Annotated in this window: 21 protein-coding genes and 1 tRNA gene; 10 read left to right on the top strand and 12 right to left on the bottom strand. The window is 37.1% G+C overall.

Features of this window, described 5'->3' with window-relative positions; all coding sequences use genetic code 11:
- A partial coding sequence (locus PHO43_RS09805; protein ID WP_353738328.1) for a cation-transporting P-type ATPase occupies positions 1-172 on the bottom strand: 172 nt, incomplete at its 3' end.
- Positions 173-597: 425 nt separating this feature from the next.
- On the opposite strand from PHO43_RS09805, the gene fusA2 reads away from it, so the two are divergent.
- Positions 598-2,754, top strand: coding sequence for an elongation factor G2 (gene fusA2, locus PHO43_RS07930; protein WP_045090090.1), 2,157 nt, complete (start codon positions 598-600; stop codon positions 2,752-2,754).
- A 135-nt stretch (positions 2,755-2,889) separates the two neighbouring features.
- On the opposite strand, the gene PHO43_RS07925 is transcribed toward fusA2, so the two are convergent.
- The 4 genes from PHO43_RS07925 to PHO43_RS07910 all read right to left on the bottom strand — a co-directional run bounded on the left by PHO43_RS07925 (position 2,890) and on the right by PHO43_RS07910 (position 9,180).
- The gene (locus PHO43_RS07925) at positions 2,890-4,119 is read right to left on the bottom strand and encodes an NADP-dependent isocitrate dehydrogenase (RefSeq protein ID WP_288009944.1); all 1,230 of its coding nucleotides are present in this window, start codon (positions 4,117-4,119) and stop codon (positions 2,890-2,892) included.
- A 9-nt stretch (positions 4,120-4,128) separates the two neighbouring features.
- On the bottom strand, positions 4,129-5,487 hold the full coding sequence (locus PHO43_RS07920) for a citrate synthase (protein ID WP_045090092.1): 1,359 nt from the start codon (positions 5,485-5,487) through the stop codon (positions 4,129-4,131).
- A 161-nt stretch (positions 5,488-5,648) separates the two neighbouring features.
- Entirely contained in the window at positions 5,649-6,905 is a 1,257-nt protein-coding gene (icd, locus tag PHO43_RS07915; protein ID WP_045090093.1) for an NADP-dependent isocitrate dehydrogenase, read from the bottom strand.
- A gap of 25 nt (positions 6,906-6,930) precedes the next feature.
- Positions 6,931-9,180 (bottom strand): aconitate hydratase, encoded by a 2,250-nt coding sequence (locus PHO43_RS07910; protein WP_053825986.1) that lies wholly within the window; start codon positions 9,178-9,180, stop codon positions 6,931-6,933.
- Between the two features lie 291 nt (positions 9,181-9,471).
- On the opposite strand from PHO43_RS07910, the gene PHO43_RS07905 reads away from it, so the two are divergent.
- From PHO43_RS07905 to PHO43_RS07870, 8 genes are all read left to right on the top strand, one after another.
- Positions 9,472-9,882 (top strand): SoxR reducing system RseC family protein, encoded by a 411-nt coding sequence (locus PHO43_RS07905; RefSeq protein ID WP_045090095.1) that lies wholly within the window; start codon positions 9,472-9,474, stop codon positions 9,880-9,882.
- A 4-nt stretch (positions 9,883-9,886) separates the two neighbouring features.
- A complete protein-coding gene (locus PHO43_RS07900; RefSeq protein ID WP_288009939.1) occupies positions 9,887-10,756 on the top strand; it encodes a Fe-S cluster domain-containing protein in 870 nt (289 codons plus the stop codon).
- A gap of 25 nt (positions 10,757-10,781) precedes the next feature.
- Positions 10,782-12,113, top strand: coding sequence for an electron transport complex subunit RsxC (gene rsxC / locus PHO43_RS07895; RefSeq protein WP_288009937.1), 1,332 nt, complete (start codon positions 10,782-10,784; stop codon positions 12,111-12,113).
- Positions 12,114-12,132: 19 nt separating this feature from the next.
- Positions 12,133-13,098, top strand: coding sequence for an RnfABCDGE type electron transport complex subunit D (locus PHO43_RS07890; RefSeq protein ID WP_045090098.1), 966 nt, complete (start codon positions 12,133-12,135; stop codon positions 13,096-13,098).
- Positions 13,091-13,768, top strand: a complete 678-nt coding sequence (locus PHO43_RS07885) for an RnfABCDGE type electron transport complex subunit G (protein ID WP_045090099.1) — start codon at positions 13,091-13,093, stop codon at positions 13,766-13,768. The genes PHO43_RS07890 and PHO43_RS07885 overlap by 8 nt, the downstream gene beginning before the upstream one ends.
- Positions 13,761-14,360: an electron transport complex subunit RsxE gene (rsxE, locus tag PHO43_RS07880; RefSeq protein WP_045090100.1), complete on the top strand. Its 600-nt coding sequence runs from the start codon at positions 13,761-13,763 to the stop codon at positions 14,358-14,360. Before PHO43_RS07885 ends, rsxE begins: the two co-directional genes overlap by 8 nt.
- Positions 14,361-14,372: 12 nt before the next feature.
- On the top strand, positions 14,373-14,954 hold the full coding sequence (gene rsxA, locus PHO43_RS07875) for an electron transport complex subunit RsxA (RefSeq protein ID WP_288009935.1): 582 nt from the start codon (positions 14,373-14,375) through the stop codon (positions 14,952-14,954).
- Between the two features lie 176 nt (positions 14,955-15,130).
- Entirely contained in the window at positions 15,131-16,405 is a 1,275-nt protein-coding gene (locus tag PHO43_RS07870) for a DUF6600 domain-containing protein (RefSeq protein WP_288009933.1), read from the top strand.
- 82 nt (positions 16,406-16,487) lie between these two features.
- Here the strand turns inward: PHO43_RS07870 and PHO43_RS07865 are convergent, their stop codons facing one another.
- From PHO43_RS07865 to lpxD, 5 genes are all read right to left on the bottom strand, one after another.
- The gene (locus tag PHO43_RS07865; protein ID WP_045090102.1) at positions 16,488-17,360 is read right to left on the bottom strand and encodes a carbon-nitrogen hydrolase; all 873 of its coding nucleotides are present in this window, start codon (positions 17,358-17,360) and stop codon (positions 16,488-16,490) included.
- 110 nt (positions 17,361-17,470) lie between these two features.
- The gene (locus tag PHO43_RS07860; protein ID WP_045090103.1) at positions 17,471-18,493 is read right to left on the bottom strand and encodes an agmatine deiminase family protein; all 1,023 of its coding nucleotides are present in this window, start codon (positions 18,491-18,493) and stop codon (positions 17,471-17,473) included.
- A gap of 4 nt (positions 18,494-18,497) precedes the next feature.
- Positions 18,498-19,286 carry an acyl-ACP--UDP-N-acetylglucosamine O-acyltransferase gene (gene lpxA / locus PHO43_RS07855; RefSeq protein WP_045090104.1) on the bottom strand — a complete coding sequence of 263 codons (789 nt, stop codon included), beginning with the start codon at positions 19,284-19,286 and terminating at the stop codon, positions 18,498-18,500.
- Positions 19,287-19,304: 18 nt separating this feature from the next.
- A complete protein-coding gene (locus tag PHO43_RS07850) occupies positions 19,305-20,690 on the bottom strand; it encodes a bifunctional UDP-3-O-[3-hydroxymyristoyl] N-acetylglucosamine deacetylase/3-hydroxyacyl-ACP dehydratase (protein ID WP_045090964.1) in 1,386 nt (461 codons plus the stop codon).
- Positions 20,691-20,802: 112 nt separating this feature from the next.
- Positions 20,803-21,849, bottom strand: coding sequence for a UDP-3-O-(3-hydroxymyristoyl)glucosamine N-acyltransferase (gene lpxD / locus PHO43_RS07845; protein ID WP_045090105.1), 1,047 nt, complete (start codon positions 21,847-21,849; stop codon positions 20,803-20,805).
- Between the two features lie 453 nt (positions 21,850-22,302).
- Between lpxD and PHO43_RS07840 the strand changes: the two genes are divergently transcribed.
- A tRNA-Pro gene (locus PHO43_RS07840) sits at positions 22,303-22,378 on the top strand.
- 132 nt (positions 22,379-22,510) lie between these two features.
- Here PHO43_RS07840 and PHO43_RS07835 read toward each other — a convergent pair.
- Both PHO43_RS07835 and PHO43_RS07830 read right to left on the bottom strand, forming a co-directional pair.
- Positions 22,511-23,998 (bottom strand): butyryl-CoA:acetate CoA transferase, encoded by a 1,488-nt coding sequence (locus tag PHO43_RS07835; protein WP_053825979.1) that lies wholly within the window; start codon positions 23,996-23,998, stop codon positions 22,511-22,513.
- A 64-nt stretch (positions 23,999-24,062) separates the two neighbouring features.
- Positions 24,063-24,588 (bottom strand): hypothetical protein (locus PHO43_RS07830; RefSeq protein WP_288011822.1); only part of this gene is annotated, 526 nt, incomplete at its 5' end.

Below are 24,588 nucleotides of genomic sequence, written 5' to 3'. Positions count from 1 at the left end.
TGAACTGTTCAAGAAAAACTGAAAGTAATGATTTTTGTTTTTTTGAAGCTAATTTATTGAGACCATATTTTTCTCTGCGTTTTTCTATTTCTGTTTCTGAAAGCCCCATTTCAGGATTAACTCCGAACTTTTGTAATACCTCTTCAGCTGATTGGGTATAAAATTGTTCCATCTGTATTAATTTTAATTTTTATACTACTGATTTTGATGACAAAAATGGTCTGTCACATGAAATTGGTTCCACATTTTCTCAAAGTACAATATGATAAACAATATGATTATAACAGTAGTTTAGATGTTCATTTATTTAACATTTAGATACATTTTATAACAGAGTATATGTTATATAACATAAGGGCAACATTTTTCTTTGTCACTCGTTTTGTATAAATTGCAGGTCCAATAAATAAAGTTATGACTTTGCCGGTCTTAATAGACGCAAAGTCTTTTTTAATACTAAATATCTAACTAAAAACAGAGAATTGGAAAAACTAATAAACTGACAAACATAGACCTGAGATCAATTAATCATTTAAATTTATTGAATTACTTTGAATACAATTTGAATAATCTAATTAATTAAAATATTTTCTTATCATGAAAGTTTACAAAACAAACGAAATTAAAAACATAGCCCTGATTGGAAATTCAGGGTCAGGTAAGACCACTTTCGCTGAAGCAATGCTTTTCGAGAGTGGTCTGATAAGACGCCGCGGTACAATAGAAGGAAAAAACACAGTAAGTGATTATTTTCCGGTTGAAAAGGAGTACGAATACTCTGTATTCCCATCTGTAATTTCATATGAATGGAAGGATAAATTGATGAACTTCATTGACTGTCCGGGTTCAGACGATTTTGTTGGTGGTGTTGTTACCGCTCTTAATGTTACAGATTTGGCTTTAATGCTTATTGATGCAGCAGATGGCGTGGAAGTTGGAACTATAAACCAGTTTCGTTATGTTGATGAACTAAAGAAGCCTGCTGTAATACTTGTTAACGGAATGGACCATGAAAAAGCTGATTATGAAAACACATTATCCAGCCTGAAAGAAGTATATGGAAATAAAATTGTTCCTGTTCAATATCCAATTGGTAATGGAGCAGCATTTAATGGCATCATTGATGTTCTGAAACAGAAGTATTACCATTGGGAACCGGGAGCCACTGCACCTGCAGTACTTGAAATACCAGAAAACGAAAAAGAAAGAGCTGCAGAATATTATCAGGTTCTATTGGAAGCTGCAGCAGAAAATGATGAAGGACTGATGGAGAAATTCTTCGATCAGGGAACTTTAACAGAAGAAGAGATGCGTGACGGTATACATAAAGGTATGCTAAATCACAGTTTGTACCCGGTTTTTTGCGCTTCTGCAGAAAAAAATATGGCTGTTCATCGCATAATGAATTTCCTGAGTATGGTTGCTCCATCTCCAGATGATATGCCTGCACCTAAGAACTCAGATGGTGTGGAGGTTGCTCCGGACTCTTCTGCTCCTACAAGTCTGTTTTTCTTTAAAACCACCGTTGAACCTCATATTGGAGAAGTAAGTTACTTCAAGGTTATGTCGGGAGTAGTTAAAGAAGGAGATGATTTTACAAACACAAACCGTCAGTCAAAAGAGAGACTTGCACAGATTTTCACAGTTGCTGGACAAATGCGTAATAAAGCAGAACAGCTTCAAGCAGGAAGCATTGGTGTTGCTGTTAAACTTAAAGATGTACGCACTGGTAATACATTAAATGCTAAAGGATCTGATCATATATTCAACTTTATTAAATATCCGGAACCACGTTATAGAAGAGCTATAAGGGCGCTTAACGAATCGAATTCCGAGAAAATGAATGAAGCTCTGAATCGCATGCGTGAAGAGGATCCAACATGGATTGTAGAAATATCAAAAGAACTTAAACAGACAATTGTATCTGGACAGGGTGAGTTCCACCTTAAAACACTCAAATGGCGTATTGAAAACAATGATAAAATAGAAATTGAATTTCTTGAGCCAAAAATACCATATCGTGAAACTATAACAAAAGCTGCACGTGCTGACTATAGACACAAAAAACAGTCAGGTGGTGCCGGACAGTTTGGTGAAGTTCATCTTATTATTGAACCTTATACAGAAGGTATGCCATTACCTGAAATTTATAAATTCAATGGTCAGGAATTTAAGATTCAGAATAGAGATACACAAGTTATAAATCTTGACTGGGGTGGTAAACTTGTATTTGTAAATAGTATTGTTGGAGGTTCAATTGATGCAAGATTCATGCCTGCAATTTTAAAAGGAATCATGGGTAGAATGGAACAAGGTCCTCTGACAGGATCTTATGCCCGAGATGTCAGAGTAATTGTTTATGATGGTAAAATGCACCCGGTTGACTCAAATGAAATCTCTTTCATGCTTGCAGGTAGAAATGCATTCAGTACTGCCTTTAAAAACGCCTCACCTAAAATACTTGAACCAATATATAATGTAACAGTTTCTGTTCCCGGCGATTATATGGGTGATGTTATGAGTGACCTTCAAGGACGTCGTGCAATTATCATGGGTATGGAAAGTGAAAAGGGATTTGAAAAATTGAATGCTAAGGTTCCTTTAAAGGAGATGAACACCTATTCAACTTCATTAAGTTCTATTACCGGTGGTAGGGGTTCATTCTCAATGAAATTTGCAAGTTATGAGCTTGTTCCTTCAGATGTACAGGAAAAACTTCTTAAAGAGTACGAAGAACAGGAGAAGGAGGATTGATATTTTCATTTTAATGTGGTTATCTTTCTAAGATAAAAGCATTTTAATTTTATAAATAAAACAGGACGGCTCAATTGAGCCGTCCTGTTTATTTAATCAAATACCTCTATAAAAGAGCGTATCTATTTCCGGAATTTAGTTATTGGATATTTTTTCGTCCAGATTCCTTTTCAGAGCTTCCAGGAACTCACGTGTTGTTAACCATTTATCACGTGAAACTTCTGGTCCATGAACAAGCAACGCCAGATCCTTAGTCATTTGTCCCCCTTCTACAGTCTCTATACACACCTTTTCAAGCTTTTCACAAAAATCTATCAGTGGCTCATTGTTATCAAGTTTTCCTCGATGAGACAAGCCCCTCGTCCATGCAAAGATAGATGCAATTGGATTTGTACTTGTTTCCTTACCCTGCTGATGCTGACGATAGTGACGTGTTACAGTACCATGTGCAGCTTCTGCTTCAACAGTTTTACCGTCGGGTGTAATTAAAACAGAAGACATCATCCCTAGAGAGCCGAAACCTTGTGCAACAGTATCTGATTGCACATCTCCATCATAGTTTTTGCAAGCCCATACAAATCCTCCGTTCCATTTCATTGCCGATGCAACCATATCATCAATTAATCGATGTTCGTAGGTAAGTCCGGCCATTTCGAATTTTTCTTTGAATTCATTCTCATAAACCTCTTGAAAAATATCTTTGAAACGTCCATCATAAGCCTTAAGAATTGTATTCTTTGTGGACATATATAATGGATAATTCTCTTTTAGGGCTATTTGAAATGAAGATCTGGCGAAACCATAAATAGATTCATCAGTATTATACATTGCCATTGCAACGCCATCTCCCTTAAAGTCATATACTTCCCAAGTTTTAACTTCACCATTTTCTCCTGTAAAAGTCATAGTGAGCTTACCCCTTCCACTTATTACAGTGTCGGTAGCCCTATACTGATCTCCAAAAGCATGACGCCCAATTATAATTGGCTTTGTCCATCCCTGAACATATCTGGGAATATTTCTGCATATAATTGGTTCCCTGAAAACAGTACCTCCAACAATATTTCGGATTGTACCATTTGGAGACTTCCACATACTTTTTAGTCCAAACTCCTTTACTCTAGCCTCATCTGGAGTGATGGTGGCACACTTAATTCCTACATTATACTTTTTGATAGCCTCAGCAGCATCAATGGTCACTTTATCATCAGTGGCATCACGATGCTGAATACTTAAATCAAAATACTTTATATCTATATCTAAATAGGGTAATATAAGTTCCTCTTTAATAAATGACCAAATAATACGCGTCATTTCATCCCCATCCAGTTCAACAACTGGATTGTCTACTTTTATTTTCTGCATGTTTATTATCTACTTTCTCTCATTTATAGGTATGAAACCCTGTAATTCACGAACATTCTTATAGGCAGGACGAATTAATCTTTTACTGGAGAAGTTCATCTCTTCAATTCGGTGAGCCGACCACCCCACGATACGTGCCATTGCAAAAAGTGGAGTAAATACTTCTGTAGGCAATCCGATTGCATCATATACAAATCCTGAATAAAAATCTACGTTCACACAGACATTAGCCTTAGCATTGGACTTTTTTGACTCTCTGAATACTTCCACTATACGGTTCTCAATAAGTTCCATGAGAGCAAATTCTTTTTCGCGTCCCTTTTCCTTTGCCAGGTCTCTTGCCATCTCTTTCAGCAATCCTGTGCGTGGATCACTTATTGTGTAAACAGCGTGTCCTAAACCATATATTAGACCGGTTTTGTCAAAAGCTTCTTTCCTTAGAATCTTTCTTAAATACTCATCTACCTGATTAGCATCTTCCCAATCTGAGATATTTTTTTTCATATCCTCCAGCATACCCATCACTTTGACATTTGCACCGCCATGAAGCGGACCTTTTAATGATCCAATACCTGCAGCTATTGCAGAATAGGTGTCTGTTTCAGTTGAGCTTGTTACGCGTACAGAGAAAGTAGAGTTATTACCACCACCATGTTCTGCATGCAGAATTAATGCAAGGTCAAGTATTTTTATATCCAGCTCGGTATATTTGTTAGGTCCCTTCATCATAAAGAGGAAGTTCTCAGCTACCGACTTCTCGGGATGTGGAAGACGAACGTGCAAGGATCTACCACGAACATCATGTCTTAATACCTGATAAGCATAAGCGATTATAGTAGGGAACTTTGCAATTAGATTTATGGATTGATGTATAAGATTATTAGGTGATATATCATCGGGATTTTCATCATAGCAATATAATTCAAGAACACTTCTTGCAAGTATATTCATAATGTTTTTCCCTTGAAGAGCAAGAATATTCATTGTTGCCATATGATTCAGAGGCATTGTTTCAGCGATCAGGCTTTTTGTTGCCTCTAACTCTTCCTTTAGAGGAAGACGTCCTGAAAGCAATAGAAAAATTGTCTCCTCGAATCCTAAGCGATTCTCTTTCTGAATACCTGCAACCAGCTCTTCTACATCCAACCCTCTGTAATATAGTTTACCCGGAATAGGTTTGAGTGAACCATCCTCCTGTCGTTCATAACCCACGACATCACCTATGCGTGTTAGGCCGGCAAGAACACCTGAATGATCTTCATTACGTAGTCCACGCTTAACACCCATTTTAGTAAATAGATTTTTATCTATGTTGCTGGTAAACGCAATTGAATCCGAAAGGATCTGTGTTAATTCTTCATTGTTCATATTTTATAAATTCTTTTTGTTTTGATTCTTTTTATTGTCTGCAGGTATTAATTACAGCTCCATTTTTTAACATTGGGAATACCTATTTTGTTTATCGATTCTGAAAAATTAAGTAATAATTATTTTAATATTTAAAGACCTGTTTAACTTATGACTAATTCTCATAAGTTCTCGATAACTTTATTTGAAAACTCGGAAGTAGATAATGGTTTCCCATTTTCCATGAACCTGGCCAGGTCGGGAGTACCATACCCATTCTCAAAAAGCTTTTCAAGTGATGATGTTATAAGCTTTCCTGACTCGCTCCAGCCCAAATGCTCTAGCATCATAACTCCTGACAAAAGCATTGAACATGGATTTGCTACATTTTTTCCAACAATATCAGGAGCTGTTCCATGAGTGGCTTCAAATATTGCATGCCCTGTAAGATAGTTTATATTTGCTCCGGGAGAAATTCCAATACCACCTACCATAGCAGCCAATTGATCTGATATATAGTCACCATTAAGGTTCAGAGTTGCAATAACAGAATATTCTTCAGGTTTTAAAAGAGTATTTTGCAGAAATGCATCAGCAATAACATCCTTTATGAAAACCTTTCCTGTGCTTACTGCTTCATTATACATCTCTACAGCTTTATTTAATCCTTTCTCAAGCTTAATCTGATTAAATCTGTGCTCTGTAAATGTCTGGTCAGGAAACTCACGTTCAGCCAGATCATATCCCCACTTCTTAAATCCTCCTTCTGTAAATTTCATAATATTCCCCTTATGAACCAGCGTTACAGAGGGCAGCCTGTTTTTAATTGCATATTCTATAGATGCGCGAACAAGACGCTCTGTACCCTCACGTGACACAGGCTTTACCCCAAATGATGAACTTTCAGGGAATCGAATCTTATTGACACCCATTTCATTTTTGAGAAAACTCAGGAACTTTTTTGCTTCTGCTGTACCTGCCGCCCACTCAATACCTGCATATATATCTTCTGTATTTTCCCTGAATATTGTTACACTAACCTTTTCAGGATGCAGCAATGGAGTCACCACTCCTTTAAACCATCGAACAGGTCGCAAACAAACATATAGGTCCAGTTCCTGTCTTAAAGCTACATTTAAAGATCTGATACCTTCACCAACAGGAGTAGTTAGCGGACCTTTTATTCCAATCTTGTTTACACGAAAAGCCTCAATAGTTTCATCCGGAAGCCAGGTACCTATTTCATTAAATGCTTTCTCACCTGCAAGAACTTCGATCCATTCTATTTTCCTTTTGTTGCCATAAGACTTTTCAACAGCAGCATCAATTATCTTTTTTACGAAAGGAGTAATCTCTTTACCTATACCATCACCTTCAATATAAGGTATAACCGGATTATCTGCTGCAATAAGTTCATCCACCTCTTTTGATAACTTCATTTAGATTTTATTTCTGATTAGACAACTACTTCATAGCATTTAATGCACTTCCTGCTTTGAACCACTCAACCTGTTGCTCATTGTAAGTGTGTGAAACCTCGAAAGTATCAATTGTTCCATCTGCATGAAGAAGCTGTACAGTCAGGTTTCTGTCAGGAGCAAAATCTTTAAGTCCTAAGATGGATATCTTATCTCTTTCCTGTACTTTATTGTAATCATCATTATTTACAAATGTTAGTGCAAGCATTCCTTGTTTTTTAAGGTTAGTCTCATGTATTCTGGCAAATGATTTTACAAGAATTACCTTAACATTAAGATGTCTTGGCTCCATTGCCGCATGTTCCCTGCTTGATCCTTCGCCATAGTTTTCTTCAGCTACAACAATTGATCCAACTCCACGCGATTTAAATTTACGTGCCAGGGCAGGAACATTTATATATTCGTTGGTTTCTGGGTCCAATACCGCATTAGTCTTATCATTAAAAGCATTAACAGCACCTATAAGCATATTGTCAGAAATATTATCCAGATGACCTCTGAAACGGAGCCATGGACCTGCCATTGATATATGGTCAGTAGTACATTTACCTTTAACTTTTATAAGCAGAGGTAGATTAGTTAAATCCTCTCCATCCCATGCAGGAAACGGTTCAAGCTTCTGAAGACGATTAGAATTTGGGTCGATAGAAATCTGAACTTCACTACCGTTTAAAGCAGGTTCAATGTACCCCGCATCCTTAACTTCATACCCATTTGGTGGCATCTCAAATCCTGTAGGCTCTTTTAGTTTTACCTCCTTACCATACTCATTAATCAGAGTATCAGTCAAAGGGTTAAAACATAAATCACCAGCAATTGTAAGTGCAGCTACAAGTTCAGGTGAAGTAACAAATGCATGCGTATTTGGATTTCCATCATTCCTTTTTGCAAAGTTTCTGTTAAATGAAGTTACTATAGAGTTCTTTCTATCATTAGCATCTTCACGCTTCCATTGTCCGATACATGGACCGCAAGCATTTGCGATAATTGTTGCACCTGCATCTTCGAACACCTGTAAAATACCATCACGTTCAGCAGTATATCGTATCTGTTCAGAACCTGGATTAATTAAGAACTGCGCTTTAACCGGCACATGATCTTCACCTGCCTGCTTAACAATTGAAACAGCCCTGGTAAGGTCCTCATACGATGAGTTTGTACATGATCCAATCAAACCCACTTCCATTTTACGTGGCCAATTGTTCTTTCTGACAGCCTCTCCAAATTCAGATATAGTATATGCCGCATCAGGAGTAAATGGTCCGTTTATATGTGGTTCAAGTTCTGAAAGATTAATCTCAATAAGCTGATCATAATACATTTCTGGATTATCAACTACTTCCTGGTCTGGCTGCAGATGCTCCATAATTTTACGTGCTTCATCAGCAACTTCTTTACGTGAAGTTTGCTCTAAGTAGTCGGCCGACTTATCATCAAAAGGAAATATTGAGGTAGTAGCACCTACTTCAGCTCCCATATTACAGATTGTTCCTTTTCCTGTTGCAGAAAGTGTTTTTGCACCCTCTCCGAAGTATTCTATCACTGCATTTGTTCCACCTTTGACAGTCAAAATACCAGCCACTTTCAGTATTACATCTTTTGGGGCACTCCATCCTGAAAGTTTGCCTGTAAGCTTAACACCAATTATCTTAGGCATTTTCAGTTCCCATGGTAACCCTGCCATTACATCAACAGCATCCGCACCTCCTACACCAATAGCAATCATTCCCAGTCCTCCTGCATTTGGGGTATGTGAATCAGTTCCAATCATCATACCACCCGGAAATGCGTAGTTTTCCAGAACTACCTGATGAATTATACCGGCTCCCGGTTTCCAAAAACCAATTCCGTACTTATTAGATACATCACGAAGGAATTCATACACTTCTCTATTGGTAATATTTGCTGTTTCAAGGTCTGCTTCAGCATTCTTATAGGCCTGTATCAAGTGGTCACAGTGAACTGTGGAAGGAACAGCAACTTTAGTGCGACCAGAATTCATTAACTGTAGTAGTGCCATTTGTGCTGTAGCATCCTGCATTGCTACCCTATCTGGTGCAAAATTCACATAATCACCTGCGCGTTTATAGTTTTTAATTGGAACACCATCAGAAAGATGAGTCAATAAAACTTTCTCTGTTAGAGTTAAAGGTCTCTGCAAAGCTTCTCTTACCTGTTTTATCTTTTCAGGCAGTTGCTCGTATACTTTACGAATAATGTCAATATCAAAAATCATACGGATTAGAGTATTAAAATATTTTAAATAATAAGTTTATCGAGATAATGTTTGACTTTTTAACAAAATAGTATGGGAAAAGTTCGTATGAAAAGAGGGTTATATCATTTAAAAGTACCGCATTGACAGTGTCTATCAAAATGAATCACGGCATTGATTTTTAATAAACCTACATTAACAACCCTAGCACTCATTATGTTCAATAATATTTTTAATAATCACGAAAATAATCTGTAACTTTGCTGTTCAATAAGAAACAGGGTTAAGTAAGGATCTATTTTACTTTACTTCATGATAGAGCACGAAGGAATTATCGAAAAAATCAGCGGAGATCAAATAACCGTTCGAATTATACAAAAGTCGGCATGCAGTGCGTGCCATGCCAAAGGTGCATGTATGGCAGCCGATTCTAAAGAAAAAATCGTTAGCATTTCAGATTCTTCAGGTCGGTTCAACGAAAAAGAACTGGTGATTATTGAAGGAAAGAAATCAATCGGTTACAATGCAATACTATGGGCATTTGTAATACCGCTCATTATTTTAATCTCAATTCTGGTAATTTCATTAAACAATTTAAAGCTTAGTGAAATTGAAGCAGCATTAAGCTCAATAGCTGCACTTATCCCCTATTACTTTATCCTGTATCTGTTAAGGAACAAAATGGCGAATTCGTTTAAATTCAGTATTAAAAAAACAAATTAATAATATGAGTGTATTACTAACTGCCGTTGCAACACTTGGAGCCATAGGCGCAGGAAGCGCTGCGATACTCTACATGGTGGGGCAAAAATTTAAAGTAGAAGAGGATCCTCGCATACAGGAGGTACAGGACTCTTTACCTGCAGCCAACTGTGGTGGTTGTGGTTTTCCCGGATGTGCATCATTTGCTGCTGCATGCGTGAAAGCTGAAACTATGGACAATCTTTATTGTCCTGTTGGAGGTCAAAATACAATGGATCGGGTTGCTGAGATACTAGGAAGAAAAGCACCTGTTACTGTTAAAAAAATAGCTGTCGTAAGATGTAGCGGAACCTGTGAAAGTCGTCCTCGTACAAATATTTATGATGGCGTTTCTAACTGTACAATTGCAGCTGCTCTTTATGGGGGAGATACAGGTTGTTCTTTCGGGTGTCTGGGAATGGGAGACTGTGTTGAGTCATGTACATTTGATGCAATTCACATAAATCCCGAAACCATGCTTCCGGAAGTAGTAGAAGATAAATGTACTGCCTGCGGAGCATGTGTAAAAGCCTGTCCTAAAGATATAATTGAGTTAAGGAAACAAGGACCTAAATCACGCCGTATATATGTAAGCTGTGTGAATGAAGAGAAAGGAGGCGTTGCCAGAAAATCCTGTGAGGTAGCCTGTATAGGCTGTACAAAATGCCAGCAGGTATGTCCTTTTGAGGCAATTACAATTGAAAACAACCTTGCTTATATTATAGATGACAAATGCCGTCTATGCCGCAAATGTGTACCTGTTTGTCCTACAAATTCTATTCTGGAACTCAACTTTCCTCCAAAAAAAGAGAAACCTGGAACACAATTAGAAGAAGCGGTAGCAATCAAATCTTAATCTTTATCTGTAAGAAATAAACTATATGTTAAAAACATTCAGAATTGGCGGTATTCACCCTAAAGAGAATAAGATATCGGCAGGAAAATCAATACAAGAAATTGAAATTCCTGAACAGGTGATTATACCATTATCTCAACACATAGGAGCTCCTTGCCAGCCTATTGTAAAAAAAGGAGATAAAGTAAAAGTAGGAACTCAAATAGGTAAATCGGTAGGATATGTATCAGCAAATATCCACTCACCAGTTTCCGGGACTGTATTAAAAATAGATAAAGCTCTCGACTCCAGCGGATATAGAAGAGATGCAATCTATATTAAAACGGAGGGTGATGAATGGGAAGACTCAATTGATACAAGTAGTAATTTAATAAGAGAATTAAGTTTATCTTCGGAAGAAATACTTGATAAAATATCAAAAGCCGGAATAGTTGGAATGGGTGGTGCAACTTTCCCAACACATGTAAAACTCACACCTCCACCGGGAACAAAACCTGAAATATTAATTGTAAACGGGGTTGAATGTGAGCCTTACCTCACTTCGGATCATGCATTAATGCTTGAAAAAACTGAAGAGATTTTAGTTGGCACAACAATCGTAATGAAGGCATTAAAAGTTAGCAAAGCAATTATTGGAATTGAGAATAACAAAAAAGATGCTATTTCACGATTCAGACAACTGGTCAAATCATATCCCAATATTTCTGTAGAAGCACTTAAAGTACAATATCCCCAGGGTGGTGAAAAACAGCTTATTGATGCTTTAATTGGCAGACAAGTTCCTAGTGGAGCTTTACCAATATCTGTTGGAGCTGTTGTGCAAAATGTTGGAAGTATTTACGCAATATATGAGGCAGTACAAAAAAACAAACCACTTGTAGAACGAGTTGTTACCGTAACAGGTAATGATGTAAAGCAACCGATGAACATATTGTCCAGAATAGGAGTACCACTAAGTAATCTTATTGATAAAGCGGGCGGATTGCCTGAATCAACTGGAAAAATAGTCAGTGGCGGACCAATGATGGGCAAAGCGATTGCAAGTGTAGATATTCCTGTAACTAAAGGTACTTCAGGAATTTTAATAATCCCTACCCTTGAAGCTAAGCGTGAGGCTATGAGAGACTGCATACGCTGTACAAAATGTATTAGTGTATGCCCTATGGGACTCAATCCTACATTACTTATGAATCTTACTGAGTATGAGGTATGGGATCGTGCGGAATCAAATTATATCACTGATTGTATAGAGTGTGGATCATGCAGTTACACTTGTCCTTCACATCGCCCTCTGCTTGATTACATTAAATTGGGTAAAGGCAAAGTAAATACAATTATCAGAGCAAGAAAAAATTAAAGCATATTAATAGTAGGATATGGAAAACAAATTAATTGTCTCGCCATCACCACATGTGCATAGCGGCGACAGTATTGAAAAAAACATGTATCATGTTCTCATTGCGTTGATTCCAGCGTTTTTGATAGCATTATACGTTTTCAGATTAGATGCACTTCTAATCACACTCTTTTCAGTTATATTTTGTGTTGGATTTGAATATCTCATCATGAAATACATCATGAAGAGAAAGCCAACCGTTTTAGATGGCTCAGCTATAATAACAGGCGTATTACTTGCATTTAATGTACCTTCAAACTTGCCTATATGGATTTTGGCAATCGGATGTTTATTCGCCATTGGGGTAGTTAAACTATCGTTTGGAGGGTTAGGTAACAACATTTTTAATCCCGCTATAGCAGGACGTATATTTCTATTGATCTCATTCCCTGCTCAGATGACAACCTGGCCATCAGCAATGGTTAGATCAACAACAGATGCAGTAAGTTCTGCTACAGTTCTAAGCAATATAAAGTATCAACCTGAATTGTTGCCAGCATTACAGGATATGTTTCTTGGTTTTGAAGCTGGTTCTCTTGGAGAGATGAGTGTTGTTGCCATATTAATTGGTCTGATCTATCTTCTCTGGAAAAGGGTTATTACATGGCATATCCCAATTTCGATACTGGCTACTGTGGCATTGTTCACCGGTATTATATATATTTTTAATCCTATTGCCTTATACAATCCTTTAATACATCTCTTTTCTGGTGGTCTTATGCTGGGTGCTGTTTTTATGGCAACCGACTATGTGACATCACCTATGACCAAAAAGGGTATGATTATCTTTGGTTGCGGTATCGGAGTAATAACAGTTGCTATTCGTCTATGGGGAGCATATCCCGAAGGTGTATCATTTGCAATTCTCCTTATGAATGCGTTTACACCATTAATTAATAATTATACATCACCTAAAAGATTCGGGGAGGTAGTAAAAAATGGCTAAATTAAAATCGACTTTTAAGAATATGTTTCTTTCGCTTTTTTTGATCTGTCTTACAGTAGCTATTCTACTTGCACAGGTTAATAAGCTGACAGCTGAACCTATAGCAGCAGCAAAGGCGATGAAATTACAGAACGCAATTGGAGTAGTGGTTCCGGAATTTGACAACAACCCGGTTGAAGAAGCTTATTTAATGGCTGATGGAAGCGGTGATTCACTTCTTGTTTACCCTGCAAAAAAAGGTGATGAAATAGTTGGATACGCTATAAATAGTAATGCATCAGGCTTTGGCGGTGAAATTCAAATTATTGTAGGCTTTGATAATAAAGATAAGATTTTAAACTACGCTATACTGCAACATGCCGAAACACCAGGATTAGGATCAAAAATGGATGTATGGTTTAAAGATTCTGCGAAACCGTCTCAATCAATTATTAACAGAAACCTTTCGGAAGGGTTATTATCTGTTTCAAAAGATGGAGGCGAAATTGATGCTATTACAGCTTCAACTATAACCTCCAGAGCATTTTTAGAAGCAGTAAACAGAGCATATACTGCATATACAAATAGTAATGTAGATACTACTACCGGTGCTACAGATAGTACATGGGATAATGAAAATAATTCTACTGAAGAAGTCGAACTAACAGAGGAGGAAATAAGCAATGAATAAAAACTTTAATGTGCTGCTTAACGGAATAATAAAAGAGAACCCGATAACCGTTCTGCTGCTCGGTATGTGTCCAACTTTGGCAACAACAAGCTCTGCAATAAACGGTATGAGTATGGGTTTGGCTACAATGTTTGTATTAATATGCTCAAATGCAGTTATTTCGATGCTGAAGAATATGATTCCAGATATGGTCAGAATCCCGGCATTTATAGTTGTTATTGCGACATTTGTTACTGTTATCGAGATGATTATGAATGCTTATGTACCAGCATTGGCAGAAAGTCTCGGAATATTTTTACCACTTATAGTAGTAAACTGTATTGTATTAGGAAGGGCTGAATCTTTTGCTGCAAAAAACAGTGTAGTTTCATCAATCTTCGATGGAGCCGGTATGGGTTTGGGATTTACACTTTCACTAACAATATTGGGATCAGTCAGAGAACTTTTAGGTGCCGGTACAATTTTTTCTTTTAATATATATCCTGAACATTTCGGATCACTATTATTTATTCTCGCACCTGGTGCATTTATTGTTCTGGGTTATATGATATCTATTTTCAATAGTATCCAGAGGAAAAGACAAACAAACTAATAATCAATTATTATGGAACTTATAGGAATTATAATAGTAGCAATTTTTGTAAATAACGTAGTATTTGCACAGTTTTTGGGTATATGCCCATTTCTTGGTGTGTCTAAGAAAGTGGATACAGCAATAGGTATGGGAGTGGCTGTAATGTTCGTTTTAACAATTTCAACAATTGTTACTTATCTTATTCAAAAAGGAATTTTGGAGCCATTTAATCTGCAATATCTGCAAACAATATCATTTATACTTGTAATTGCATCATTAGTACAAATGGTTGAAATTGTACTAAAAAAAACATCTCCTGCTCTGTATGAAGCATTGGGGGTATTTCTTCCGCTGATTACTACTAACTGTGTGATTCTGGGTGTTGCTATACTTGTAATACAAAAAGATTTCAACTTGCTTGAATCTGTGATATATGCTGTAGCCACAGCTATTGGTTATGCAATTGCTATTATAATATTCTCAAGTATTCGTGAACAGCTAGCATTAACAAAAGTACCAAAAGCAATGAAAGATATCCCAATTGCTTTAATTACTGCTGGTATAATTGCAATGGCTTTTATGGGATTTTCTGGTATCGATCAGGTATTTTAAACTTTATAAGAAGGTAATAAACAAACTAATTTAAAGCTGTCATAGTTTATTTGACAGCTTTTTTTTATCAAACAGAATAGAAACATAATATTTAATTGAGATATTGTTAAACCATTATTTTGAATTTTTGTCTTAATGTTAAATTAAAGAAGTTCCACTTATTAAAGATTACGGATATGAAAGCAAAAGCATTAAAACACCAGATCACTCTAGCAATACTAACCTTGCTGTTAACATCATGTTTCTCAACAAGAGAAGTATACTCTCAAGGATATGGTGATTACTACGAGGATGAGTATTATTACGCCGATTATGATCGCGTAGGGGTGAATTTCAATGTGTTCTACAATGAACTCAGACCTCATGGCAGATGGATAAATAACGGTCGCTACGGTCGCGTATGGGTTCCTAACGTGGGCAGAAACTTTCATCCGTATGCCACAAATGGTTACTGGGTAATGACAGATTATGGCAATACCTGGGTATCAGATTACTCTTGGGGATGGGCTCCATTCCACTACGGTCGCTGGTACTATGATGACTTTTATGGATGGGCCTGGGTACCCGGATATGAGTGGGCACCTGCCTGGGTAAGCTGGAGAAGTGGAGGTGGATACTATGGCTGGGCACCAATGGGACCCGGGATCAATATAAACATAAATATAAATATCCCTGGAAGCTACTGGACTTTCCTTCCTCACAAATATATGTATCACCGCAATATGAAAAGATATTATAACAGATACAGTCCGGCAATTTATAACAAAACAACTATAATCAACAATACATATATCTATAACGATAATCGTTATTATAGTGGCCCAACAGTCAGAGAATATGAGCAGACAACAGGCAGAAAAGCAACTGTTATGAGATTAGAGAGTACAGATAATCGCTCAGCAAGAAACACAAGAGTTAGTAACAATACAGTAAGCGTTTATCGTCCTGAGAGTGGTGCCAGCAGGAATACTAACAGGACCTCTACCATTAATTCTACAGATAGAAGCTCTTCTACTAACAGAAACTCAACTATTGACTCTAACAACAGAAGCTCTTCTACAAACAGAAATGCAACTGTAAATCCTGCAAACAGAAGTACTACTACAAACAGAAATGCAACTGCCGAACCGGCTAACAGAAATACAACCACTAACAGAAGCTCAACCGCTGAACCGGCTAATAGAAGCACTTCAACTAACAGGAGTTCAACAGTAAATTCTGAAAGTACTAATAACAGTAATAACAATACAAGAGTAAGCCCATCAAGAACTACATCAAGCAATAGAACTTCAACTGCAGGATCTCAAAGTTCAACCAGCAGTAATAGCAGAAGTACTACTGTAAGATCAAGTTCATCATCAACAAATAACAGGAGCAGCTCTTCAGGATCTGGAAATTCAAATAGCAGAAATACAGAAACTAGTAGCAGAAGCTCTTCAGGACGCAGATAATTTTTTCAGAATGTGCTTTCAATTTAAAGGCCGAACAGTTCATTGTTCGGCCTTTTTTAATTCAATTATTCAAGATTATTTACTAGTCTATCCATCGTTTAGTTAATTCTCCATACTCATCAATACGACGATCACGGAAGAATGGCCACCAGCGTCTTACATTCTCTGTTCTTTTTTTATCGATCTCAACAATATGGGTAATCTCATTTTCATCTGCTTTGAATATAAACTCTCCCTGAGGACCGCAAATAAAACTATTACCCCAAAACTGAATACCATTTGTCTGACCTGATGGATCGGTCTCATGACCTGTACGATTTACAGAGATAACCGGAACTCCATTAGCAATTGCATGTCCGCGCTGTACTGTGATCCATGCCTCCAGCTGACGTTGCTTCTCTTCATCACTGTCAGATGACTCCCATCCTATTGCAGTAGGATAAATCAGCACTTCAGCACCCGACAATGCCATCATCCGTGCAGCTTCAGGATACCATTGATCCCAACAAACCAGTACACCTAATCGTCCGACAGAAGTATCAATTGGATTAAAGCCCAAATCACCTGGTGTGAAGTAGAACTTTTCATAATAGGCAGGATCATCCGGAATATGCATTTTACGGTATATTCCTGCAATAGATCCATCCTTTTCCATTACTACAGCAGTATTATGATATAGTCCGGCTGCTCTTTTCTCAAAGAGCGATAAAACAATTACAACACCTAACTCCTTAGCCAACTCACCAAAAGTATCAGTTGAATGACCCGGAATTGTTTCTGCCTGATCAAACACATCAGTATCTTCAGTCTGGCAAAAATAAAGCCCGTTATGAAGCTCTTGCATCACAATCAGCTCTGCACCGCCATTTGCAAGTTGTCTTATTTTCTCTTTTAATTTATGGATATTGTCTGTTATGTCAGCACTGTTTGCCTGTTGAATTATTCCAACCTTCATAATAAATTATATTAAGATGAAATTTCTAATTATATACCTTAATAGTCAACATTAAAACTACACTCATTGTTTTCACGTAGCTCACAGATTAAAAACTATAGTATATATGTTTATAAAAAACCCTCCGGAAACTGCATTGTCAAGCAATGAAGAGACCCATGCTGCTTTATAAACGGACGGCTATCAATACCAACAATATCACGATCAGGGAACACTTGTTGCAATAACTCTATAGCAACCTGATCTTTGGATGAACCGTATATAGGGACCAAAACAGCTTCATTTAAAATTATAAAGTTGGCATATGTGGCAGGTAAACGTCCACTGTCTCCATATAAAGCATCAGCCATAGGCATTGCAACAAGATTATACTTTTCACCTGTAAGAGTAACAAATGATTTGAGTTCATCCTCCATTGCTTTAAGTTCAGTATAATGCTCATCTGTAACATCTTCACATTTTACATAGGCAATAGTATTCTCATTACAAAAACGCGCAAGAGTATCAACATGACTATCTGTATCGTCACCCGCAAGATATCCATGATTTAGCCACAAGATTCTTTCAGCACCGAGAGTTTTTTTAAGATAATCCTCAATCTGATCCTTAGACATAGGCTGATTGCGATTTGGAGCTAAAAGGCATTGTGAAGTTGTTAATATTGTACCTTTACCGTCAGATTCAATCGATCCACCCTCCAGTATAAAGTTTAGGTTATTCTGATAACTTACTGACTCATTAAACAATGAATTCTCAAATAATCTGCTCGTAATCTGATTATCAAAGTTTGATGCAAACTTTAGCCCCCAGCCATTAAATCCAAAATCAAGCAATACTGGTTTACCTTCAACAAATACTGAAATTGCTCCATGATCACGTGCCCATGTATCATTGCTATCAACCTCAGTATAGATTAAATTTGCCAGTTCATCTTCTGTAAAATGATCTTTTATATTATATCCACGAGGAATAACAATCAGAAGCTTTTCTCTCTTTAGAATTTCTTTTGATAACGTGATATAGCTTAAAGTCACCTCTTCAAGGACATCAGCCCAGTCGGTACCTGAGTGAGGCCATGTGATCTGTATACAACTTTGAGGTGACCACTCAGCCGGATAATAAATCTGAAGCATGCTATTACCCCTCCATATTACCACGAACGATACCGCGGCTGGACAAACGAATAAAGTCCAAAATCATCTTTCGTTCTTCACTTTCTGGAATTTCACTGTCAATTTTGTCAGTTGCCTGGGATACATTTAAGCCTGACTGATAAATAAATCTGTACATCTCCTGTATAGAATTGATTTTTTCGCTGGTATAACCTCTACGTCGAAGACCTACAACATTTAATCCAACATATACAATCGGCTCTCTTCCAACCATGACAAATGGCGGAATATCTTTAGATATTTTTGATCCCCCCTGAATCATAGTATGTGCCCCGATTCGAGAGAACTGATGAACAAGAGTGCCTCCGCTAAGAATTGCATAATCATCAATTTCTACTTCACCGGCCAGTTGGGTAGAGTTGCCAATAATAATATTATTCTGTAGGACACAATCGTGTGCCACATGACTATATGCCATTAGAAGACAATCTTTTCCAACCTTGGTAAAACCTTTGGATGCTGTACCTCTGTTAACAGTTGCACACTCCCTTACAGTAGTGTTATCTCCAATTTCAGCAGTTGTATCTTCACCCTGGAACTTTAAATCTTGTGGTATACCTGCAATAGTAGCATGTGGGAATATTGTACAGTTTTTACCTATTCTTGAACCATATAGCACTGTTGCATGAGACATTATTCGTGTTCCATCACCTATCTCAGTGTTTTGATCTACAAATGCAAATGCTTCTACGACAACATTGTCTCCTAGTTTGGCTTCCGGATGTACAAATGCCAAATTCGAAATACTATTCATAAATATGGAAATTTTTTATTACTTATTTTTCACTATCTGAGCTGTAAAATCAGCCTCCGATATAACTTTATCTCCAATGAAAGCAAGACCTCGCATGGTTGCGATTCCTCTTCTTACCTCACTTGACAGCTCTACACGGAAAATTAAAGTATCTCCGGGAACTACCTTATGTCTGAATTTGACATTGTCTATTTTTAGAAAGTATGTAGAGTATCTTTCCGGTTCGTCTAACTTAGAAAGAACAAGCAATCCACCTGTTTGAGCCATTGCCTCAACCTGCAGCACTCCCGGCATAACCGGTTCCTGTGGAAAATGACCTGTAAAAAATGGCTCATTACTTGTGATATTCTTAACACCTACAATAAATTTATCTGTAACCTGTATGATTTTATCAACCATCAGGAATGGATATCTGTGCGGAAGCAACTCCCTGATTTTGATATTATCCATAACCGGCTCGGCATTGGGATCATAGATAGGAGGCTGAACCTCATTAAGTTTTATATCTTTTCTGATAAGCCTGGCCAGCTGATTATTTATTTTATGTCCAGGGCGATATGCAATCAGACGTCCCATAATAGGTTTACCAATCAATGCCATATCTCCTATGATATCCAGCAGCTTATGACGTGCTGGTTCATTCGGGAATACTAACTCTCTGGTATTAAGATAGCCAAGCTCCTTAGCATCCTGACGAGGCACATTAAGTTCATCTGCAATTACATCAAGTTCGTTTTGAGGGAGCTCTCGTTCGTAAATTACAATAGCGTTATCAAGGTTGCCTCCTTTAATAAGACCAGCTTCACGTAATTTTTGTATTTCCCTTACAAAAACAAATGTGCGTGAAGGTGCAATATCTGTTTCAAAGTCGGTCACATTATCCATTGTTGCCGACTGATTAGGGATATATTGTGAGTCGAACTCAATGAATGAGTTGATACAGAAAGAATCATCCGGTAAAAGTGTCAGCTTTGAACCTGTTTCAGGGTCAGACACTTCAATCTTTTTTCTGACGATATAGTAATCTTTATCCTTTTCCTGTTCAACTATGCCAGCTTTTTTAATTGCTTTAACATATTCAATTGAGCTGCCATCAAGGATCGGAAATTCAGATGCATTTACCTCGATGAGGCAATTATCAATTCCTAAGGCATATAATGCAGCCATACCATGCTCAATAGTACTGACAGTAACATTGTTCTTACCTATGACAGTACCTCTCTGGGTATTTATAACATTTTCTGCTAATGCCTCTATTATTGGTTGATCTTCAAGATCAATTCTCTTTATCTTAACACCATGGTCTTCCGGTGCAGGGTTGAAAGTGACTACAATATCTAAACCTGTATGTAATCCTATACCCTTCAGGGTGAAGCTGTTTTGTAATGTTTGTTGTCTCACAATCTTTAAAATATTTTTTTCACAATACGGCAATATCTGTGCAAATATACAACCAAATGCACAAATTACCGCTACAATATTTGAAATGTTTATAAATCAGACTTAAAACGATTGTTTAGTCGATCTGTTGTAACCTGTTTTTCAGTTCTGCCACCTCTTTTTCAAGCGCATTGAGCTGCTTGTACATATCCGGAAGTTTGGGAATGATGATACTGGATTTAAAAAAGTTCTTAACAGGAAAAGCCGGAGATCCCATTATTTCAGAACCCTCTTTGGTGTTGCTTATAATACCTGACTGAGCACCTATCTGACTATTTTTACCAATGGTAATATGTCCACCTATACCAACCTGTCCGCCTAAAACAGAATTCTCTCCAATTTTTGCTGATCCTGCAATTCCGACCTGAGCTGCCATTGCAGTATTTTCTCCGATCTCGCAGTTATGAGCAATCTGAATCAGGTTATCAAGCTTGACACCACGATGTATTACTGTAGAACCCATAACCGCTCTGTCTATTGTTGTATTTGCACCAATCTCAACATCATCCTCTATCAGCACATTACCCATCTGTGGAATTTTATGATAAACATATTCCTCTTTGCTATATCCAAATCCGTCTGCTCCAATAACTGCTCCTGAGTGAATAATACAGTTATCCCCGATAACACAATCGTGATAAATTCTTACTCCTGGATACAGAATGCAGTTTTTTCCTATCTTCACACCATCTCCTATATAAACCTGAGGATAAACTTTGCAATTATCTCCTACTACTACCTTTTCTCCTATATATGCAAATGCACCTATATAAACTTCCTCGCCAATTTCAGCTGTTTCTGAAACAAAACTCATGCTTTCAGTTCCACTCTTTTGAGGTGTGCTTTTATTAACCAACTCCATTAGAGAAGCCAGGGCTGTATATGCATTCTTAACTTTGATAAGAGTTGCCTGAATTGGCTTTTCGGACACAAAATCTTCATTTACCAATACAATATCAGCCTTTGTTGTATAGATATATGAAGTATACTTTGGATTAGCAAGAAACGAAATTGTACCTGGCTTGCCCTCTTCTATCTTTGAAAAATTTGAAACGGAAACATCCTGATTACCTATTACTTCTCCTTTGAGATAATCGGCTATTTGTTTTGCTGTATAAGCCATTTGAAGATATATTTTAATGAGACTGCCCGGAATAGGGATAAGAATAATAAAGAACGAGCATTCTCCTAATTTATAATTATAAAATGCAAATTAACAACTTATTTTTCAACAAACCTTCAAATTGATTCATAATATATTTAAACAGAAAATTTCAAATTTCATCTGTCATATTAAAGCTAAAGATTAGATTTTTGGTAAAACGAATAGATTTAACACTTACTTTAGTCTTACTTGCTTCTTATTTCGCTCTTATAAACTCCTTTTGTGCAAGGGTTACAAGAGAGACATATAGATATATCTATACACCAATATAAATACAAATTTTCATTTCAAATATTATAGAATGAGATGAGATTAGAATTTAACATGTCAATACCTATAAACCGGAAATTTATAGTGGATAACTTGATTTGTGAAATTAAAAACAAATTGGTAATTTTGCACACACTTTTTCGGGATGTAGCTCAGTCCGGTTTAGAGTACGCGTCTGGGGGGCGTGGGGTCGGAAGTTCGAATCTTCTCATCCCGACAAGTAAAATTAAAGCAGTTACCTAAAAAGGTAACTGTTTTTTTTGTGTCACGTAAGTAAAAATAAAAGACTACCGGTTAAGTATTTTCTTGCACCGATAGTCTTTTTATTAATGAATTAAATCAAGTAAGCCTATAACTTAGAAAAATCAGCATTTATCATACTTCCTGTTTCCTTAAGTGCCTTATGAAATGCAAAGCAGGCATAGAGATCCTGTGGTATATGTCCCTTTACTCCACGATTTAGATAATCATGCAGAAGTGGACGATAATCAGGATGTGCGCATTTTTCAATTATTTCTTCTGCTCTATTTCTTGGTCCTTTTCCTCTTAGGTCGGCAACTCCGTATTCAGATACAATAATCTTTACAGAGTGTTCGTTGTGATCTTCATGAGTGACCTTTGGAACTATGCAGCTGATTGTTCCGTTCTTCGCTGTTGATGGAGTAAGGAAGATTGAAAGATATGAATTACGGGTAAAATCGCCCGATCCTCCAATACCATTCATCATCTTTGTACCATTAACATGCGTTGAATTTACATTTCCAAAAATATCAACCTCGATAGCTGTATTTAGTGCAATTATTCCTAATCTGCGTGCCAGTCCCGGGTTATTTGAAATCTCTGATGGTCTGAGGACAAGTTTATTTTTGAAGAATGAAAGATCTTCATAAAACTTATGTAATACCTCATTACTTACAGTTAGTGAGCAACCACTTGCAAATGAAATATTCCCCTGCTGCATCATATCAATAACAGCATCCTGAATCACCTCAGTATAGACTTCGAAGCGAGGTATGGCAGGATTACTTCCCATTGAAGCCAGAACAGCGTTAGCAATATTTCCAACACCCGACTGAATTGGCAGGAAATGTGCTGGAATTCGTCCAGCTTTTAATTCTGATACAAAAAATTCTGCTACATTATTACCGATTCGTGCTGTAACATCATCAACCGGTGCAAATCCGCCACCTTCACCATCCTTATTGGTTTCAACTACATAAATTTTAGCTGGATCAACTTTCACATATTCCAGACCTACCCTATTTTGTACTTCATAAATAGGGATTTCGCGACGTTTTGGAGGATCTTGCAATTCATACATATCATGAATTCCGCGAAGCTTTGTAGGTACACTTTTGTTAAGCTCAACGATTACAATATCTGCCAGTCGACAAATGGTTGGTGTGATACCAACTCCGGTTGTGGGAACAATTTCGCCACTTTCTGTTACATCGCATGCTTCTACAACTGCTACATTTATTTTACCCAGAAACCCATAACGAATTTCCTGAGCCAGTTGAGAAAGATGAAGGTCGAAAAAATCGAATTCTCCATTGTTTAGTGCTACCCTCATATCCTTGTTAGTCTGATACGGAGTGCGAAATTTAATTGCTTTGGCACGTGTTAATGAGCCATCGATAGAATCACCCGTTGAAGCACCTGTAAATACACCAATTTTGAAAGAATTGCCTTTTGCGTGCTCTTCTTCAGCTAGCTTGGCTATTGCAACAGGTACAACTTTTGGGCAACCTGCATGAGTAAAACCGCTGAATCCGACATTATCATTATGTTTAACTAGTGATGCCGCCTCTTCAGCGCTAATAAATTTTAAAGCCATAAGAATATATTTGTTTACTATTAAATTGTTTCTATGATTTACAAATATTTTTGAGGATCTCTGTTTAATATTTCTTTTTTAGTATCTCACTGTAAATAAATCCCTTTTTTAACTCCTCTGTTCGGTTAACTCCAATTAGATCCTCAACAATTGGATGAGTGCCATATTTAGTCTCACCTGTTGACTCCTGTATAACTTCCATTTCAGAATCGGAATCATATAAACCTGGAATATCCGCAACCTGTTCATATAACGAATCCGCTTCATTTCTAAAAATTGAACTTCCTAAAGAAGACTCTTTCTTAAAATCAGTGGCTAGATCCATAGAGGATTGGAACACATTTTTACTGCCACTCTGTTTCACTCTTCTCTCTTTTTGCAATTCAAACCTCTTGACCTGATCTTCTGTTAAGAAAGGTGGTGGTGATTGTGTTATTTCTCTATCCTCAGGTTGGAAGTCTGTTTTTGGATTTGGTTTCTGTTGCTGATTTTGCTGTTCCTTTTTCTTCCTGGAATCATTAAAAAATCCCAATATCATAAAAAGTAACAGAAGGATTATATAAATAAGGTCGCCTATTTCCATAATTTGA

Source organism: Lascolabacillus sp. (assembly GCF_028696275.1).
GTDB classification, from domain to species: domain Bacteria; phylum Bacteroidota; class Bacteroidia; order Bacteroidales; family Dysgonomonadaceae; genus Proteiniphilum; species Proteiniphilum massiliensis.
Note: the sequence above shows the minus strand (reverse complement) of the source record. Positions and strands in the feature narration are given on the sequence as shown.